We start from the raw sequence: 16714 nt of genomic DNA on the forward strand, positions 1-16714 counted from the left end.
CTCAGTCCCTGCCGTCGGGCAGGATGGCGTTGAGGATCATCGAGACGATCGTGATGATCAGCGCGCCCCAGATGGCGTCCCACCAGAACTCAGTCACCTCGAACCCGAGGTTGACCCACCCGGCAACGGTCCCGGTCAGCCACAGCATGAAGGCGTTGAGGATGAAGGTGAACAGTCCCAGGGTCAGCAGCATGATCGGCAGGGACAGCACAAACAGGATGGGCTTGATGATGCTGTTGAGGACGCCGAAGATCAGGCCGACGGCGAGGACCGTGAGGACCTTGGCCGTGGTGTTTGAGGTGTCCTCGAAGACGATCCCATCAAACAGCAGCGAGGCGATCCACAGTGCGACGCCGTTGACGGCGACCTTGATCAGGAAGTTCATGACCCTATCGTTGCACCTGCCACCGTCATCCTGGTCGAACGTCCTCCACTATGCCCAGGGTGGCAATCGTCGGCCCAGTGGGTGAGCGTCTACCCTCGGTCGCATGAACGATGCTGTCCGCCTCCGCAAGACGCTCGAGGGCGTCCCCGCCTACAAGCCGGGCAAGCCGGCCGCCCCGGTGGAGGGCGTGACGGCATACAAGATCTCCTCGAACGAGAACCCGAACCCTCCCCTGCCCTCCGTCCTGGCGGTCGTCGCCGAGGCCGCGGAGAGCATGAACCGCTATCCGGATATGGCCGTCACCCGGCTCACCAGCGCCCTCGCCGAGCGCTTTGAGGTGCCGACGACGCACATCGCCACCGGCACCGGCAGCGTCGGCGTCCTGGCCCAGCTGATCAACATCACCTGTGAGCCCGGTGACGAGGTCATCTATGCGTGGCGCTCGTTTGAGGCCTATCCCATCGTCGTGGCCCTCGCCGGCGCGACCTCCGTCCAGGTGCCGCTCGACGCGGACGCCGCGCACGACCTGCCTGCGATGGCCGCCGCGGTCACCGACCGGACCCGCCTCATCCTGGTCTGCACCCCCAACAACCCCACGGGCCCCCACGTCACCGATGCGGCGCTGCGGCAGTTCCTCGAGTCCGTGCCCCACGACGTGCTGGTCGTCGTCGACGAGGCCTACCTGGAGTTCAACACCGCCGCCGACGCCCCGGACGCGCTGGCGATCTACCGCGAGTTCCCCAACGTCGCGGTCCTGCGCACCTTCTCCAAGGCCTACGGGCTGGCTGGTCTGCGGGTCGGCTATGCCATCGCCCGGGAGGAGGTGGCCACAGCCCTGCGCAAGGCGGCCACGCCCTTTGGGGTGAGCGACCTGGCGGAGCGGGCCGCGGTGGCCAGCCTGGAGGCGTATGACGAGCTGGAAGTCCGCGTGAAAGCTCTCGTCGACGAGCGGGAGCGGGTGCTCACGGTGCTGCGCGAGCAGGGGTGGCCGGTCCCCGACACCGAGGCAAACTTCGTGTGGCTGCCGTTGGGGGAGGACACTCTCGACTTCGCCGCGGCCTGCCAGGAGCGGGGTCTGACCGTCCGCCCGTTCCCCGGTGAGGGCGTTCGTGTGTCGATCGGCGAGACGGAGGCCAACACGCGCCTCATCGAGGTCGCGGGGGAGTTCCGCAACCGCTGAGGTCCCGGACGATGAACGCGTCGCCCGACGAGCACGCTCAGGTGAACAGCGCTTCGTAGACCTTCTCGAACTGCCCGAACCGTTGGGTGTAGTAGGGCCGCCGGTTGGTGTCCGGGGCCAGCGCCTTGCCGAGGTCGGGTCGGGCGCGCGGGACATCTGGCGCGAGGGTGTCGAGCGTGAGCAGGGCGGTCCCACGCAGCGTCGTCCGCTTGAGCTGCACGGGGGTGACCGAGGTCCGCATCGCGTCGGCCATCACCTGCAACAGCTCGGGCCGGTCGGTGGTGACCCGCCCGCCGCAGAACAGCTTGTCGGGCTGGGGAGCGACCGTGCGCAGCTGTGCGGCGATCCGCGCATAGGACAGCGCGATGCCCTCGACCACGCCGCGATAGACCTCGACCGGGGCCGACCCGGCACCGATCCCGGTGATCACGGCCCGTGCGTCGGCCGCCCACCCGGTGCTGCGCTCCCCGCTGAGGAAGGGCAGCACCAGCGGCGTGGTCTCGTGCGGCTCGGCCACCAGGGCGGCGGAGAGCTCGTCCTCGTCGACCTGGTCGGTGCGCAGCGTGACATCGGCCCACGCGAGAGCGCGGCCGACATCGTTGAGGGCACCTCCTACGAGGGACTTGTCGTGCGAGACCCGATAGCACCACAGGCCCGCGGGGAGTTTCTCGGGCAGGGTGCGCACCAGCACCCGCAGGGCACCGGACGTGGCGCAGGAGGCACCGATCGAGGTCTCGTCATAGGCGCCCAGGCCGACATTGGCGGCCAGTCCGTCGGTGATCGTCGCGAACCACTGGGCGTTCGCCAGCTGTGGCCACTTCCGCGCGATCTTCGCGGCCCGCTTGGTCGGCAGCTCCAGTGGTTGGTCCAGGTGGTGGATCGGGGGCAGCTGATCGACGCGGACCCCCGCGGTGGCGACGATGTCGGCATACCAGTCGGCGGTGTCCCGATCGACCATCCCGGTCCACGCGGCGGTCGAGGTGCCGGTGGCCAGCACGCCGGTCAGCCGGCGGAGGACGTAGTCGCCCAGCGACAGATAGTGCGCGGCTGCCGCGACGACCTCGGGCTTCTCCGCTGCGAGCCAGCGCAACCGTGCCGGCCAGTAGCTGGAGTGCACGCGGGTGCCGGTGCGCTGCTGCAGCGCCTCCTCGTCCAACTCGTCCCGCAGCTGCTCGACCTGTCGTCCGCAGCGCCCGTCGGCGTAGGTGTAGCAGGCGGTCAGCGGCGTGCCATCGGCGTCGACCACGACGAGCGAGGAGGCAAAGGTGTCCAGTGCCACCCCCGCCACCGACTCCTCACCGAGCGCGTCGGTGAGCTTGTCGATCACCGTGGTGACCTCGTCGACGACCTGGTCGGGGTCGATCTCTGAGGTGCCGTCGGGGGCCACGGTGAAGGTGTGGGGCACCTTGACGCGTTTGCCGACCGGCCGCCCGTGGGCGTCATAGATCATGCCCCGGGTCGCGGTGGACCCGACATCCACGGCGAGCACCAGCGGGGCCTCGGCCTGGTCGAGGTCAATCTCGAAGCTCGGTCCCATGACCCGAGTATGCCGTGCGCTCACCCGGCTCTGCCGGATGCGGGACAGGGGCGGCCTGGCACGCGAAACAAGGGACGTCCCGCAGTCAGGGACAATGGGGCTCCCACGAACGGCGACAATGGTGGTTCCGGAGACGGGGACAACGGTGGCCCCGCGCTGCGGTAGCGTGGTCCAGAACCCTGCGACAGGTGCTGGTGCTTCGGCGCCAGCCCGATGAAGGAGTAAGAACCTGTGAGCGACGACGTCGTCGCGCCGGTGGACACCGCCGCGCCCGCGACCCACGAACCACCCGCCAGAGACATCACCGATGGCGGTCCGGACATGGTCCAGTTCCTCGATGCCGACGGCCAGCGGGTCGCGCTCACCGAGGTCAACAGCCCGTATGCCGAATATGTCGACCAGATCGACGACGAGCAGCTGCGCAGCCTCTATCGCGACCTGGTGCTGGTGCGCCGTGTCGACGCCGAGGGCCACGCCCTGCAGCGTCAGGGTGAGCTCGGCCTGTGGCCCTCGCTGCTGGGGCAGGAGGCTGCCCAGGTCGGTGCCGGTCGCGCGATGCGAGCGCAGGACTACGCCTTCCCCGGCTACCGCGAGCACGGTGTGGCGTGGTGCAAGGGGGTTGATCCGATCAACCTGCTCGGCATGTTCCGTGGGGTCAACCACGGTGGGTGGGACTCCAATGAGAACAACTTCCACCTCTACACGATCGTCATCGGCAACCAGATGCTGCACGCGTCGGGGTATGCGATGGGTGTGCAGAAGGACGGCATGGTCGGCACCGGGGACCCGGAGCGGGACACCGCGGTGATGGCCTTCACCGGTGACGGAGGGACGGCCCAGGGTGACTACAACGAGGCCCTGGTCTTTGCCTCCGTGGCGCACTCGCCGGTGGTCTTCTTCGTCCAGAACAACCACTGGGCGATCTCCGAGCCCAACGACCGCCAGTTCACGATCCCGCCCTACCAGCGCGCGCGTGGCTTCGGCATCCCGGGCGTGCGGGTCGACGGCAACGACGTGCTCGCCTCCCTGGCCGTCACCCAGGGCGCGTTGGACCGGGCCCGCAGCGCTGGTGGCCCGACGCTGATCGAGGCGTTCACCTATCGGATGGGGGCGCACACCACCTCGGACGACCCGACGAAATATCGGATCGCGGCCGAGGTCGACATCTGGAAGAAGAAGGACCCGATCGACCGGCTGCGCAAGCACCTGGAGAGCAAAGGACTGGCCGACCAGGAGTGGCTCGAGGCCCTCGACGCAGAGGCCGACGAGCTGGCTCTGCGCATCCGCACGGCGTGCCAGGAGATGCCGAACCCTCCGCACTCGCAGATGTTCGAGAAGGTCTATGCCGAGCCGCACCCGCTCGTGGATCGCGAGCGTGCGGAGTTCCTGGCCTACCAGGCGAGCTTTGAGGAGGACTCATGAGTGCCACCAGTGGGGCCGCGCCCCAGAAGATGACGATCGCCAAGGCGCTCAACGCCGGCATGCGGGCCGCGATGGAGGCCGACTCCAAGGTCGTGCTGCTGGGTGAGGACATCGGCAAGCTCGGCGGGGTCTTCCGCATCACCGAGGGCCTGCAGAAGGACTTCGGCGAGGACCGGGTCATCGACACCCCGCTGGCGGAGTCGGGGATCATGGGCACCGCGGTGGGCCTGGCCCTGCGTGGCTACCGTCCGGTGGTTGAGATCCAGTTCGACGGGTTCGTCTATCCGGCCTTCGACCAGATCATCAGCCAGGTCTCCAAGATGCACTACCGCTCGCAGGGGCACCTGAAGCTGCCGATGGTCATCCGCATCCCCTATGGCGGTGGCATCGGTGCCGTGGAGCACCACAGTGAGTCCAACGAGGCCTACTTCGCGCACACCGCGGGCCTGCGGGTGGTCACCTGCTCCACGGCGGAGGACGGCTACTGGATGATCCAGCAGGCGATCGCCAGTGACGACCCGGTCGTGTTCTACGAGCCGAAGCGTCGCTATCACGAGCGGGGTGAGATCGAGTTCACGGACAGCGCCCGTCTCGGTCTGCACGACGCGGTGGTCCGCAACTCGGGCACCGATGTGACCGTGCTGGCCTACGGGCCGATGGTGAAGACAGCGCTCATCGCAGCCCAGGCCGCGGAGGTTGAGGGACGCTCGATCGAGGTCGTCGACCTGCGCTCGCTGTCACCGCTGGACGTCCCGACCATCCTGGAGTCGGTGAAGAAGACCGGCCGGGTCGTCGTGGCGCACGAGGCGCAGACCTTCCTCGGCATGGGCGCGGAGCTGGCGGCGATGATCCAGGCCGAGGCGTTCTACCACCTCGAGGCACCCGTCATCCGGGTCGGTGGCTACAACATCCCCTACCCGCCCAGCCGGCACGAGGAGGTCTTCCTCCCCGACCTCGACCGGATCCTGGACGCCGTCGATCGGGCTTTGGCCCACTGAGGGTCGAGCCCACGCCTGCCACCATTACAGCCACTGACCACTCCCTCTCCTAGGAGTACGCACCGTGCCACAGTTCAACTTGCCAGACCCCGGTGAGGGCCTCGTCGAGGCCGATATCGTCACCTGGAAGGTCAAGGTCGGCGACGAGGTCAAGGTCAACGACATCGTCGTGGAGATCGAGACCGCCAAGTCCTTGGTCGAGTTGCCCATCCCCTGGGCCGGCACGGTCCAGGAGATCCTCGTCGAGGAGGGCGCCACTGTCGAGGTCGGAGCGCCGATCATCGTGATCGACACCGGCGACGGCGGCGGGACTGGTGGCTCGGGCGGCGCCGAGGCCGGACAGGCCGGCGCGAGCGGTGAGCAGGCCTCTTCCGGCGGCGACACGGTGGGTACGGCGGCGCCCGGCACCCAGGCGGCGCCGGGCGAGGCCACTCCCGAGGAGCCGACCCGTGAGGCAAACCTCGTCGGCTACGGACCCTCGGCCGGTGCCACCCAGCGCCGGGCCCGCAGGTCGGCCGCGACCCCGAGCGCGCCCCAGGCTCAGCCCGCGGTGCAGGCCCAGGCAGTTACGCAGGCACAGCCCGAGCCAGTGGCGCAACCTGCTCCTGCACCTGCTCCCGTGGCCGAGCCCGTGGCCCCGGCGGGCCCATCCCTGGCCAAGCCGCCGGTGCGCAAGTACGCCAAGGACAAGGGGGTCGACCTGAGGTCGGTCCCCGCGACCCGCGAGGACGGCGTGATCACCCGTGCCGACGTGGACGCCTACCTGGTCGCCGGGTCCGCCCCGGCTGTCGGCGCACTGTCTGCGGGTGCTGCGGCAGGAGCCGCCGGCGCCACCCACGCGGCTACCGCACCCGCGGCAGCGGCTCCGCAGACGCCCGCGACTGGCAGCGACGCAGCCAGCGCCCCGGCATACACCGCCCCGGTGTTTGACCGCACGGGTGAGCGGGAGACGCGCACACCGGTCAAGGGTGTGCGCAAGATGACCGCTCAGGCGATGACCAGCTCGGCCTTCAGCGCGCCGCACGTCACCGAGTTCATCACCGTCGACGTCAGCGCCACGATGGAGTTGGTCACCCGGCTCAAGAGCGACCGTGAGTTCCGCGGCGTGCGGGTCAACCCGATGTTGTTGGTCGCCAAGGCCGTGTGCCTGGCCGTCAAGCGCAACCCCGGCATGATCGCCGTGTGGGACGAGGCCGCTCAGGAGGTCGTCCAGAAGAACTACCTCAACCTCGGGATCGCCGCCGCGACACCGCGCGGCCTGATGGTGCCCAACATCAAGGACGCGGACCTGATGGATCTGCGCCAGCTGGCCGACGCGATGGCCAACCTCGTGGAGACCGCCCGCGCCGGTCGCACGCAGCCCGCGGAGATGTCCGGTGGATGCATCACGATCACCAACGTCGGGGTCTTCGGCGTCGACACCGGCACCCCGATCATCAACCCCGGTGAGTCGGCCATCGTGGCCTTCGGCGCCGTTCGCCGCCAGCCCTGGGTCGTGACTGCGCCCGACGGCTCCGAGGAGATCGTGCCGCGCTGGATCACCCAGCTCGCGGTCTCCTTCGACCACCGCCTCATCGACGGTGAGCTCGGATCCATGTTCCTGGCCGACCTCGCGGCCATCCTGGAGGACCCGGGTCGCGCGCTGGTCTGGGGCTGAGTCGTGGCGCGGTCCCACGCTCGGCGCTCTGAGCCGGGCCCGTCCCACGCTCGGCGCTCTGACCCGGGCCCGTCCGGCGCGGACTCCTCCACCGCCCGAGGCCGTGTGCCCGCACTCCGTGGCGCAGCCGACGACGGTCGGTCTCCGCGTCCGCGCCGCCGGGTGCGGCTAAAGGATCGACTCTTCGTCGGGTTGTGCGTGCTGGCCGCCGTGGCTGTCGTGCTCTTTGCGCTGTCCCGCGGCAACCCCCGGGCCGCAGCGATCGGCGGCGGGCTGTTCCTCGGCTATGCGGTGCTGCACTCGGTCGTGCGCCGGTTGGAGCCAGCGGCTCGGCTGGTCACCGGTCACGAGGCGGACCAGGCGGAGCGCCTCACGCAGTTCCGCGCCATGCGCACCGCCGGTCAGATGGCGCTGCTCGTCGCCGTGGTCGGCGTTGCCCTGGCGCTGTTCGCGGACTGGGACACCGGCTTGTGGGTCGCCGGCACCGCTGTGGTCGTGGTGGCCTCGTTCGTGGTCGCCCTCTGGTGGTTCGGCCGCACGCCGCAGAGCTGAGTCGAGGAGCAGGCATGACACCACCGAGGATCCGGGGCACCTCGGTCTCGATCAGCACTCCGGCACCGCGGGCACTCGCCGAGTTCTATGCCCGGCTGCTGGACCTCGAGATCACGGTCGCCGAAGGCGCTCGCGAGGGCGAGCCGGTTGACGCGGGCTGGGCGCAGATCCGACCCGTCGAGGGCCGTCTGGACATGACTCTCAACTTCGAGTGGGACGAGCACTACGTTCCACCGGCGTGGCCGACCCCCGCCCCCAGCCACCTGGGTTGGCCCTCGGTCTCTGGAGAGGTCTCCGCCGGGCCCGCACCACAGCAGGTCATGGCTCACCTCGACCTGTGGGCCGAGGACCTCTCGGCGTCCGTGGCCTGGGCGATCGAGTGCGGTGCCACCGAGCATCCGCACCAGCCCCAGGAGAACGTGCGGGTCATGGTGGATCCGCACGGCCACCCGTTCTGCCTGTTCACCTGAGTGGGGCCGGCGCTGTGCCTCGTCGTGGTACACGGGGCCACCGCAGCATCATTTACCATTTCTTGAGCAAACATTCGGGAAAGGGACAGGATTGTCAAGCCTTCTCGCCAAGATCGCCATTGGCGTTTTATCCGTCGGAGTCGTGACAACCGGAGCCGTGCACGTGCTGGGGGGACCAACCGAGGCAACGGCCGGGGGTTCTCTGGCAGCTTCGGTGGTCAAGGTGGTGGACGGGGACACCCTCGACGTGCGGTATGGCGGTGAGGTCCACCGAGTCCGCCTGCTGAATGTTGATGCGCCGGAGAGCAAGGATCCGAATCGGCCAGTCGAGTGTCTGGGGCAGGCAGCCTCGGAGTTCCTTGCTGATCAACTCCCTGTGGGCAGGGACGTCACCCTCGAGTTTGACGTCGACCTCGTCGACCCGTACGACCGTGTCCTGGCGGGGGTCTTCAAGGATGACGTCCTGATCAATGCCGAGATCGCACGTGCGGGGCTGGGCGTGCCGGTGTACTTCGCACCCAACAAGCAGTTCCTGTCGCAGGTCGAGAGCGCGCATGCCGAAGCAGAAAGCCACCAGCTCGGTCTGTATGACCCGGCCGCGGAGTGTTCGATTCCCGCACAGCTGGAACAACTGCGGACCGCGCAGGACCAACTGGCACAGGCGACTCCTGCCGAGGATGCTTCCGCTGCGGAGATCGCGGCCTTCCTTGAGCAGATTGAGCGGGAGCAGAGTGGCGCGGCTGCCTTGCTGTTGCTTCTCGGAGGCGACTCGAGCGTTGTCCCGCTCGCGGGGTACACCGCGGACGACATCGCGGAGATGAGCTCGACGGTGCATGGCATCGACGCCACCCTCACGACGACCCATGCCGCGTGGAGCGACAAGCATGACCAGGCCGTGTCGAGGGAGGCGGCGATCGCAGAACGCAAGGTCGAGGAACAGAAGCGCGCCGACGAAGCGGCTCAGCGTGCGGCTGAGGAGAAGGCCGAGCGTGCGGCTGAGGAGAAGGCCGAGCGTGAGGCCGAGGAAAAGGTGCAACGCGAGGCGGAGGCGGCGGCTCAACGTGAGGCCGAGGAGAAGTCCCAGCGGGAAGAGGAGCAGCGCCGCCAGGCAGAGGAAGAGGCTAGGCGTCAGCCTCCCGCTCCTGCTCCGGCTCCTGCTCCAGCCCCGGCTCCAGCTCCTCCGCCTGCCCCGGCTCCTCCGCCTGCTCCTGCTCCGGACCGCCCCGGCGCTGGCTATACCGGCTGCCGCGACTACAGCAAGCCCGGACCCTACTTTGACGACAAGGGCCGGGGATACATGCCGATCGACTGCAAGACGAAGGCTCCGCTCGCCTAGCGGACAGCAGGACGGGGTTGACGTGTCCCCGACCGGCTCATGGGAACGCGCCGAGTTGCGGGACGAGATCGGTCGAGGCTCGGAAACGGTGGTTGCGCTGCCAGACGCCTTCGGTGTGTTCGGGGTGCGCAAACTCCGGGAGCCCGTCGCCAGGGTGCAGGCGCACACTCCACCCCTGGTCGTGGACCGCGTGGTGGTGGAAGAAGCAGAGCAGGACGCCGTTGCCCAGGTTGGTGGCGCCACCGGCGGACCAGCTGAGCAGGTGATGCGCGTCGCACCACTGCGGAGGCCGGTCGCAGCTGGGAAAGGCGCATCCGTGATCCCGTTGGGCCAGGATCCTGCGTTGCTCCTTGGTGAAGAGTCGCTTGGCCGTCCCCTGATCCAGCGGGACTGATCGTCCGTTGAAGACCTGCGGGATCAGCTGCTGTGTGCACGCCAGGCGGCGGATCTGACCCGCCGACACCCGTAGGCCATCGGTCAGGGTCCCGGCCACTTCCGCACACTCCTTGGCGAGGTGCTCGTAGGCGAAGGTGATGGCCAGCGACACCGGAGCACCGCCGGCCTGGGCGAACCCATCCGTGGGGAAGTGCTCGATGAGGCCGCACAGGGCCCGCCCCAGCTGGTTCGGGTAGGGCGTCATCTCCTCCGGCGTGGTCGGTGGCGGCGCGGTCCCCGCAGCCCTGGCACCGCCCGCGGTTCCGGCAGCCCTGGCACCGCCCGCGGTTCCGGCAGCCCTGGCACCGCCTGCGGTCCCGTCGCCGGAGTTGTGGTCGTTGCACCCGCTCAGTCCTTCGCCATCCGTGTCTGTGTCAGCGGCCTGGGACGTGGCCAGGTGCTTGCGACGCGGGGACACCAGCGCATCGAGGATCGCGCGGAGCTGGTGGGCCTGGAGGTCGGGCATGATCCCGTTGAACCCGTGGGTGCCGTCCTTGCGGTCCCACAGCGAGAAGGAGGTCTTCTCCCACGCGGACTTCTCCTGTCGCTCCGTCTCGCGGTCCTCGTCCTCGTCCGACTCAGGGTCCGGCCGCACGTCTTGGAGGGCCCGCTTGCTGCGCAGGCGCAGGTTACGCAGCGACAGTTTCGCTGCCTCGGCGAGCAGCTTCTGCTCCACCTGTGCCCGCTCCTGCTCCGTGAGGTGCTTGGGCAGGGCAGCCACGGTGCGGCCGATGATCTTGGCCTGGTCGTGGCTGATGTCTCCTGCACCGAGAGCGCTTTCGGTCGCGGAGGCACCGGAGTCCTCCAGCATCCCGGCGGTCCTGACCAGGTCCTCGGCCGTGCGACGGTCACCACCGAAGTCGTTGGCCATCAGCTGTCCGGTGGAGGTTGCTCCGGCCTGACGGGCGGTCCCCACCCGCTCCATAGACCGGGCGGCGGCGATGTGATGAGCAGAGAGCCGGGCGGACAACCGCGCGATCCGTCGGGTAAGTCCCCGAAGTGAGGCGTCAGGGACGTCCTGCCATAGCGTCGGATCAACCGCATCCAGCGCCCCCTCGACCGCGGTCAACGCAGCCGCGATGGGGTGTTCTGTGGGGTTGTGGATGGGATATTCGGTGGGCTTGCCGATGGGGTGTTCCATGGGCTTGGCAGCGGCGGGATCCGAGTGGGAGGAGGCCTGGTTGGTGCCGTCGTCGACCGCCCACTCCGGCGGCTGTCCGCTCGGCTGTGCCCAACCCTGGATTGCCATGGCTCCCCCTCCCACTCGGTTGCCTCGACACTAGGAACACCCGGCCTGGCGCCCAACGCCTCACGAGGATCTGTGGACAGGGATGACTGCCCCAGGCAGGCTGTGGACGGAGCCAGAGATGGATGACATGCCGGGAGCGGCGACAGGTGGGCGAAAGGAGACAGGTGGGCGAAGGACCCGTGCAACTGCACGCACCAGAGGATGTCCCCCGCGCCTTCGCAGAGGCGTGGAACCGCGGTGACGCCGACAGCATCGCTGCCCTGTTTGCGGCAGACGCCGACTTCGTCAACGTCGTCGGCTTCTGGTGGACCAGGCGCGAACAGATCCGGCACAACCACGCGTATGGCTTCGAGAAGATCTTCGCCGGCAGCACCATGACCCTCGACCGGGTGCGGGTGCGCGACCTGGAGGACACCGCGGTGGTGCACGCCCGCTGGCGGGTCGCTGGACAGAGCAGGCCCGCGGGCGACGGGCGTGAGGCGCCAGCAGGCACTGCGGGTCGTATGCCGACGGGTGACCTCGGAGGAGAACCGGTGCCGAGGCAGGAGCAACCAGGTGAGCGTCGGGGCATCTTCACCTTCGTCGTTCACCGCCAGGAGGACGGGCGGTGGCTCACCGTCGCAGCACAGAACACCGACATCATCCCCGGTGCGCAGACGCTGCTGGACGACGGCTCCGGGCTACACCCGGCGCACTACGAGCGACGCCCGGCGCACTACGAGCCGATGCGGACGGAACCGGGCACCGGCTGAGTCGCGTCGGAGGAGGCATGGACCGGCATACTCACGGCATGGCACGGCAGCGAGCGGGGCAGACCATCTATGACGTCGGCGAACGGGTGTGGACGAGCAGGCCACTGAAGGTGGTGCGCCGCACCGCGCTCCGCGCGAGCACCGGCGTGCTGACCCAGGGATACAGCCTCTACAAGGTGCACCCGGCGATGTGGCGGCTCACGGCGACCCACTACCGGCCGTGGATGGGTGACTTCGCCCGCTGGCACGCCTGGATGACCTGCCAGCTCGGCTCTCTGCACGTGCCGGCCTACCAGCAATTCCTCAAGGAGCGCGACTGGAGCTTCACGTGGTGGGACCTGACGAACTACCCACCGACCAGCAAGGACAACTACGTCACCCGCTACGGCGAGGAGGCGCGCTGCTGGCACGGTGAGATGGACCTGCGCGGGACCCTGGTCGACGAGTCCTCCGGCTCCTCGGGCCGGCCCTTCAACTGGGTGCGTGGCCGCGAGGAACTGGCCGACATCCACCGCAACGTCGCCGGCTTCACCTCGCTGATGATGAAGGACGAGCCGCGCCTGTTCGTCATCAACGCCTACTCGATGGGCGCCTGGGCGACCGGAACCAACACCGGCATCGCGATGGCCAAGATCGCGATGGTCAAGAACACCGGACCGGACCTGGACAAGATCGTCGACACCATCAACCACTTCGGGCCCGGCTTCACCTACCTGATCACCGCCTACCCGCCCTTCCTGAAGGACCTGCGCGACCGGCTCGACGCCGACGGCTTCGACTGGGACCAGCACCGGATGCACGGGCTAGTCGGCGGCGAGGGGATGACCGAGGCGCTGCGTGACTACTGCGAGGAGCGCTTCCTGACCGTCCGTTCCGGCTACGGCGCCTCCGACCTGACCATCGGTATCGGCGGGGAGACCGAGCTCACCGTGTGGCTGCGCCGCCAGCTCCTGCAGGACCACGAGCTGCGCGAGGTGGTGCTCGGGCCGGACGAGTCACGCACCCCGATGATCTTCCAGTACAACCCGCTCGAGACCTACCTCGAGATCACCGACGAGGGCGAGATCCTCTGCACCCTGACCTCGACGTCGGTGCTCAGCCCTAAGTTGCGTTACAACATCTCAGATGAGGGGGTGATCCTCGACTGGCACGATCTCGCCGCAATCCTGCGCACCCGTCCCGAGTGGCAGAGCGCCGCACGCCAGGCCTGGCAGGCGCAGGGGATGAAGTTGCCGCTGTTGCTCCTCTTCGGCCGCAAGGACGCCACGATCTCGTTCATGGGCGCCAACATCTATCCCCAGGACGTCGAGAACGGGCTGTATGCCGACTCCTCCCGAGCCGCGCAGCTCGCCTCCTTCACGCTCACCCTGGAGGAGCGGGACGGCGGCACCGCCAGTCAGCCCGTGGTCCACCTGGAGCTGCGCGAGGAGGTGCACCCGTCCGAGCACGAGCGCGCCGCACTGGCCACCGACGCCCAGCAGGGGATCGTCGGCTATCTGGCCAGGGTGAGCCGTGACTTCGCCCAGTCCCTGGAGGAGTCCGCGCGCACCGGCGACATCGAGGTGCGCGTCCACGACCACGGCACGGGACCCTTCGAGGTCGAGAACACCACGCTCAAGCGGGTCTACCTGCGCAAGGATCAGGCATGAGGATGCCGAGGGTCGGCCACGCCGGTGCGGTCTTCGTCGGTGCCACCCGCTACACCGGGCCGCTGGCCTGGCTGCGACTGGCGCCCGGGTGGGTCCGGATGGTGCGGCAGATGAAGACGATGCCCGGCTACGTCTATCACCGGGTCTACTACGAGCCGCCGTTCAGCCTGGGCACCCTCGGCTTCTTCGAGACCCAGGACGACCTGATGCGCTTCGCCCGGACCGGTCAGCACCGCGAGCTCATGCAGTGGGTGGTGGGCGAGCGCAACGCCACGGGTGGCTACATCCGGGTCTTCCACGCCACGGCGCCGCGCACCGGCGAAGCACCGCCAGCAGAGGGGGAACGATGAGGACGCAGGACTTCAGCAGGGCGCCGGACATCGCCCAGGCGGGCGTGATGTTCGTCGGAGGCACCCGCTACACCAGACCCGTCGCCTGGCTGCGGCACGCCGGGCGCTACCGGACGATGATCAGCGAGATGAAGCGGATGCGGGGCTACCGGGGCCACCGCACTTACTGGCAGCCACCGTTCACGCTGGGCACCATCGCCTGGTTCGACACCATGGACGACCTGATGCGCTTCGCCCGCACCGGCACGCACCGGGAGTTGATGGCGTGGGTCACCGACGGCTCCCGCAACGCGATAGGTGGGTGGATCCGGGTCTACACCGCCGCCCCGCACGGCTATACCAATGGCGTGTGGCGGGCGGAGGGCAACGTCATGCAGAACATCGAGACGTTCACCCCGATCGGCATGGAGGAGGTCGGTCCGCCTGTCGTCCGGGTCAAGCGGGACCGGGAGACCGGTGACAACGCCACCGGGTGAGGCCGGTGGCGTCACCGTGACACCGGTCTCCACCGATGCCGACGTGCAGGAGTTCATCGACCTGCCGCTGCGGCTGCACCCACAGGACCGCTACGTCCCCCTGTGGCAGGACACCATCCGCCGCTGGTGGAAGGGCGAGGGACCCCACACCGCGCACGGGCCCGTCGAACTCGTGCTCGCCCGCGACGCCCACGGCTCGGTGGTCGGTCGCAGCACCGTCCACACGGACCAGCGGATGGACACCAAGCTCGGCGCCCCCACCCAGCTGCTGGGTGCCACCGAGTTCACCGACAGCGACGTGCTCGCCGGCCTCACGGCATACGTCGAGGAGGTCGCGCGGTCTGCCGGCCGGAGCGCGATGCTGGGCCCGGTCTCACTGCTGCCCAACCAGACCGGTGGGGTGATCACCTCCGGTTTCGACGAGCGGGGCTTCGTCGACTCGCCGTGGAACCCGCAGCACTATCCCGCAGCCTGGGAGGCCGCCGGGTTCCAGCCGGTCTGGCCCGCCGCGACCTGGATCTGTGAGGACCTGGCGGCGCACGACCCGGAGCAGGTCTGTGCCCGCGGGGCCGGCCCACTGCCCGACGGGGTCGAGCTGCACCATGGGCGACGGCGCGGCCTGGCCAGGCAGCTCGGCACCCTCCGCTCGATGCTCAACCCGAGCTTCGCGCAACTGCCCTACTACACGCAGATCACCGCCGCGGAGCTGGCAGCCGCCACCGACGGGTTGGCCTGGCTGCTGGACGAGCAGCTGCTGCTGTGGCTCACCGTCGACGGGGAGCCGTCGGCTTTTGTGCTGGTTGTGCCGGACCTGACCGCGTTCGTGCAGGCCACGGGCGGACGGATGGCGCGGCGCGATCAGGTCCGGTTGCTGCTGACCCGGCGTCGCTATCGTCGCGACGCGGTGCTCATCATCAAGGGCACTGTCCCGCACGCGCAGGGGAGAGGCCTGATGTCGATCCTGTCGCACCGGCTCCTGGCCAACCTGCAGGCCGGTGACTACCGCTCGCTGCGAGTCACCTTCATCGGCGAGGACAACCCGGCCTCGGCAGCACAGTTCGCGGCGCTGGGTGGGCGCCCGCTGCACGGCGTCACCTTCTATCGCAAGGAGTTGGCGTGAGCGCAGCTGGGGGGACCGCTGATTCCGGGGCGGGGGTGACTCCCGCCGCGCTGCTGCTCGCGCGGGCAGCCGACTGGGGCCGGGCTCCCAGCGCGCACAACACCCAGCCGTGGGACGTGCGGACCGATGGTCCCGACACGCTCGTGCTGGGCTGGCACGCCGACCGGGTACTCACGATCGGCGACCCGACCCGCAGGGACCTGCTCCTGTCCCTGGGCTGCGTCGCCGAGGCCATCTCCATCGTCGCTGCCGACGAGGGGTATGCCGTGCACCCCCGCTGGCAGGTCGACCACGGCCGGGGTCTGGCCGGCCGACTGGAACTGCGAGCGGACGCGGACTCCGGCGGGCGGGCGCCCGCGGCCTTCACGGTGGCCGAGCTCCTGGCCCGGCGCACTGCTCGCGCGGCCTACGAATCGCCGTTCGTGACACCCGAGCAGGTTGCTGACCTCGCGCGTGAGGCAGGTCGTGCCACGGGCCAGCCCGATGGTCTCGGGCCGCGCACGGAGCGGCCTGAGGTGCCGCGCCCGGACCGGCCCGACGACCCCGCCCCGCTCACGGACCTGCTCGTGCTGCCGCCCGACCTGGTGGAGAGCCAGTTGCGGGAGGCGGACCGTTGGACCTTTGACGGGCCCGCCACCGGTGAGTTGCGAGCGTGGTTGCGACTGGACCAACGGGATCCCGCGTATGCCCGCGACGGACTGTCCGACACCGCCCTGGGGCTGGCGTCCTGGGAGCGGATCGGCCTGAACCTCGCCCTGCGTCCCGCGGTGCTCGGACTGCTGCGTCGCACCAGGCTGACTGCCCTGCTGGGTCGCACCGCCACCGACCGACCGCTGGGGACGGTGGTCGCGCTGACCGCGGCACCCGACCTGACCGACGAGCAGGTTCTCGACTGCGGCCGGCACCTGCTCCGGGTCTGGCTCGCGGCCGGCAGGGTCGGTCTGTCCGCCCACCCGCTCAGCCAGTTGCTGGACTGCCCCGGCACCGCCACCGAGGTGAAGGGGGCGGTGGGAGCGGACCGGACGGCATACTCCGTCTTCCGGCTCGGCCAGCCGCGGCACCGGCCGGTGCGCTCGGCCCGGGTGACCGACTGAGCCGTCGGCAGGTGCCGGTCCGAGGTGGCCCCGGGTGATGAGTCGCTACAGT

The 16714-nt window shown here is 69.3% G+C and carries 16 protein-coding genes; 13 read left to right on the forward strand and 3 right to left on the reverse strand.

The features are described 5' to 3' along the window. Position 1: 1 nt before the first annotated feature. On the reverse strand, positions 2 to 385 hold the full coding sequence (locus FNH13_RS02295) for a phage holin family protein (RefSeq protein ID WP_143781963.1): 384 nt from the start codon (positions 383 to 385) through the stop codon (positions 2 to 4). Between the two features lie 103 nt (positions 386 to 488). Here FNH13_RS02295 and hisC point away from each other — a divergent pair, with 103 nt between their 5' ends. After that, positions 489 to 1565 carry a histidinol-phosphate transaminase gene (gene hisC, locus FNH13_RS02300; protein WP_143781964.1) on the forward strand — a complete coding sequence of 359 codons (1077 nt, stop codon included), beginning with the start codon at positions 489 to 491 and terminating at the stop codon, positions 1563 to 1565. Positions 1566 to 1602: 37 nt separating this feature from the next. Here hisC and FNH13_RS02305 read toward each other — a convergent pair whose 3' ends face one another. Beyond that, positions 1603 to 3102 carry a gluconokinase gene (locus FNH13_RS02305; RefSeq protein WP_143781965.1) on the reverse strand — a complete coding sequence of 500 codons (1500 nt, stop codon included), beginning with the start codon at positions 3100 to 3102 and terminating at the stop codon, positions 1603 to 1605. 231 nt (positions 3103 to 3333) lie between these two features. On the opposite strand from FNH13_RS02305, the gene pdhA reads away from it, so the two are divergent. The 6 genes from pdhA (at position 3334) to FNH13_RS02335 (ending at position 9537) form a co-directional block, all read left to right on the forward strand. Continuing rightward, the gene (gene pdhA, locus FNH13_RS02310) at positions 3334 to 4524 is read left to right on the forward strand and encodes a pyruvate dehydrogenase (acetyl-transferring) E1 component subunit alpha (RefSeq protein ID WP_407669940.1); all 1191 of its coding nucleotides are present in this window, start codon (positions 3334 to 3336) and stop codon (positions 4522 to 4524) included. Next, on the forward strand, positions 4521 to 5522 hold the full coding sequence (locus FNH13_RS02315; protein WP_143781966.1) for an alpha-ketoacid dehydrogenase subunit beta: 1002 nt from the start codon (positions 4521 to 4523) through the stop codon (positions 5520 to 5522). Before pdhA ends, FNH13_RS02315 begins: the two co-directional genes overlap by 4 nt. Before the next feature lie 64 nt (positions 5523 to 5586). After that, the gene (locus FNH13_RS02320; RefSeq protein WP_143781967.1) at positions 5587 to 7179 is read left to right on the forward strand and encodes a dihydrolipoamide acetyltransferase family protein; all 1593 of its coding nucleotides are present in this window, start codon (positions 5587 to 5589) and stop codon (positions 7177 to 7179) included. Positions 7180 to 7341: 162 nt separating this feature from the next. Continuing rightward, on the forward strand, positions 7342 to 7731 hold the full coding sequence (locus tag FNH13_RS02325; protein WP_143781968.1) for a hypothetical protein: 390 nt from the start codon (positions 7342 to 7344) through the stop codon (positions 7729 to 7731). Positions 7732 to 7745: 14 nt separating this feature from the next. After that, positions 7746 to 8201 (forward strand): VOC family protein, encoded by a 456-nt coding sequence (locus tag FNH13_RS02330; protein WP_143781969.1) that lies wholly within the window; start codon positions 7746 to 7748, stop codon positions 8199 to 8201. Between the two features lie 214 nt (positions 8202 to 8415). Further along, entirely contained in the window at positions 8416 to 9537 is a 1122-nt protein-coding gene (locus FNH13_RS02335; RefSeq protein WP_165699983.1) for a thermonuclease family protein, read from the forward strand. 37 nt (positions 9538 to 9574) lie between these two features. Here the strand turns inward: FNH13_RS02335 and FNH13_RS02340 are convergent, their stop codons facing one another. Beyond that, a complete protein-coding gene (locus FNH13_RS02340) occupies positions 9575 to 11221 on the reverse strand; it encodes an HNH endonuclease signature motif containing protein (RefSeq protein ID WP_143781971.1) in 1647 nt (548 codons plus the stop codon). Between the two features lie 164 nt (positions 11222 to 11385). Between FNH13_RS02340 and FNH13_RS02345 the strand changes: the two genes are divergently transcribed. Genes FNH13_RS02345 through FNH13_RS02370 form a run of 6 tightly spaced genes read left to right on the forward strand, consistent with a single transcriptional unit; the run spans position 11386 to position 16662 of the window. Continuing rightward, positions 11386 to 11973: a YybH family protein gene (locus FNH13_RS02345; protein ID WP_228266541.1), complete on the forward strand. Its 588-nt coding sequence runs from the start codon at positions 11386 to 11388 to the stop codon at positions 11971 to 11973. Between the two features lie 38 nt (positions 11974 to 12011). Beyond that, a complete protein-coding gene (locus FNH13_RS02350) occupies positions 12012 to 13622 on the forward strand; it encodes a phenylacetate--CoA ligase family protein (protein WP_143781973.1) in 1611 nt (536 codons plus the stop codon). Further along, a complete protein-coding gene (locus tag FNH13_RS02355; protein ID WP_143781974.1) occupies positions 13619 to 13972 on the forward strand; it encodes a hypothetical protein in 354 nt (117 codons plus the stop codon). Before FNH13_RS02350 ends, FNH13_RS02355 begins: the two co-directional genes overlap by 4 nt. Then, complete coding sequence (locus tag FNH13_RS02360; RefSeq protein ID WP_143781975.1) at positions 13969 to 14448, forward strand: DUF4188 domain-containing protein; 480 nt, start codon at positions 13969 to 13971, stop codon at positions 14446 to 14448. Before FNH13_RS02355 ends, FNH13_RS02360 begins: the two co-directional genes overlap by 4 nt. After that, positions 14429 to 15568 (forward strand): hypothetical protein, encoded by a 1140-nt coding sequence (locus FNH13_RS02365; RefSeq protein WP_202878847.1) that lies wholly within the window; start codon positions 14429 to 14431, stop codon positions 15566 to 15568. The genes FNH13_RS02360 and FNH13_RS02365 overlap by 20 nt, the downstream gene beginning before the upstream one ends. Next, positions 15565 to 16662 carry a nitroreductase family protein gene (locus tag FNH13_RS02370; protein WP_143781976.1) on the forward strand — a complete coding sequence of 366 codons (1098 nt, stop codon included), beginning with the start codon at positions 15565 to 15567 and terminating at the stop codon, positions 16660 to 16662. The genes FNH13_RS02365 and FNH13_RS02370 overlap by 4 nt, the downstream gene beginning before the upstream one ends. Positions 16663 to 16714 lie beyond the last annotated feature (52 nt).

The organism is Ornithinimicrobium ciconiae, assembly GCF_007197575.1.
GTDB classification, from domain to species: Bacteria; Actinomycetota; Actinomycetes; order Actinomycetales; family Dermatophilaceae; genus Ornithinicoccus; species Ornithinicoccus ciconiae.

Excerpts from the sequence above, each read along its gene's own strand:
- FNH13_RS02295 (WP_143781963.1), bottom strand. The coding sequence starts at position 385 with ATGAACTTCCTGATCAAGGTCGCCGTCAACGGCGTCGCACTGTGGATC.
- FNH13_RS02350 (WP_143781973.1), top strand. The coding sequence starts at position 12,012 with ATGGCACGGCAGCGAGCGGGGCAGACCATCTATGACGTCGGCGAACGG.
- FNH13_RS02355 (WP_143781974.1), top strand. The coding sequence starts at position 13,619 with ATGAGGATGCCGAGGGTCGGCCACGCCGGTGCGGTCTTCGTCGGTGCC.
- FNH13_RS02305 (WP_143781965.1), bottom strand. The coding sequence starts at position 3,102 with ATGGGACCGAGCTTCGAGATTGACCTCGACCAGGCCGAGGCCCCGCTG.
- hisC (WP_143781964.1), top strand. The coding sequence starts at position 489 with ATGAACGATGCTGTCCGCCTCCGCAAGACGCTCGAGGGCGTCCCCGCC.
- FNH13_RS02330 (WP_143781969.1), top strand. The coding sequence starts at position 7,746 with ATGACACCACCGAGGATCCGGGGCACCTCGGTCTCGATCAGCACTCCG.
- FNH13_RS02340 (WP_143781971.1), bottom strand. The coding sequence starts at position 11,221 with ATGGCAATCCAGGGTTGGGCACAGCCGAGCGGACAGCCGCCGGAGTGG.
- FNH13_RS02360 (WP_143781975.1), top strand. The coding sequence starts at position 13,969 with ATGAGGACGCAGGACTTCAGCAGGGCGCCGGACATCGCCCAGGCGGGC.
- FNH13_RS02315 (WP_143781966.1), top strand. The coding sequence starts at position 4,521 with ATGAGTGCCACCAGTGGGGCCGCGCCCCAGAAGATGACGATCGCCAAG.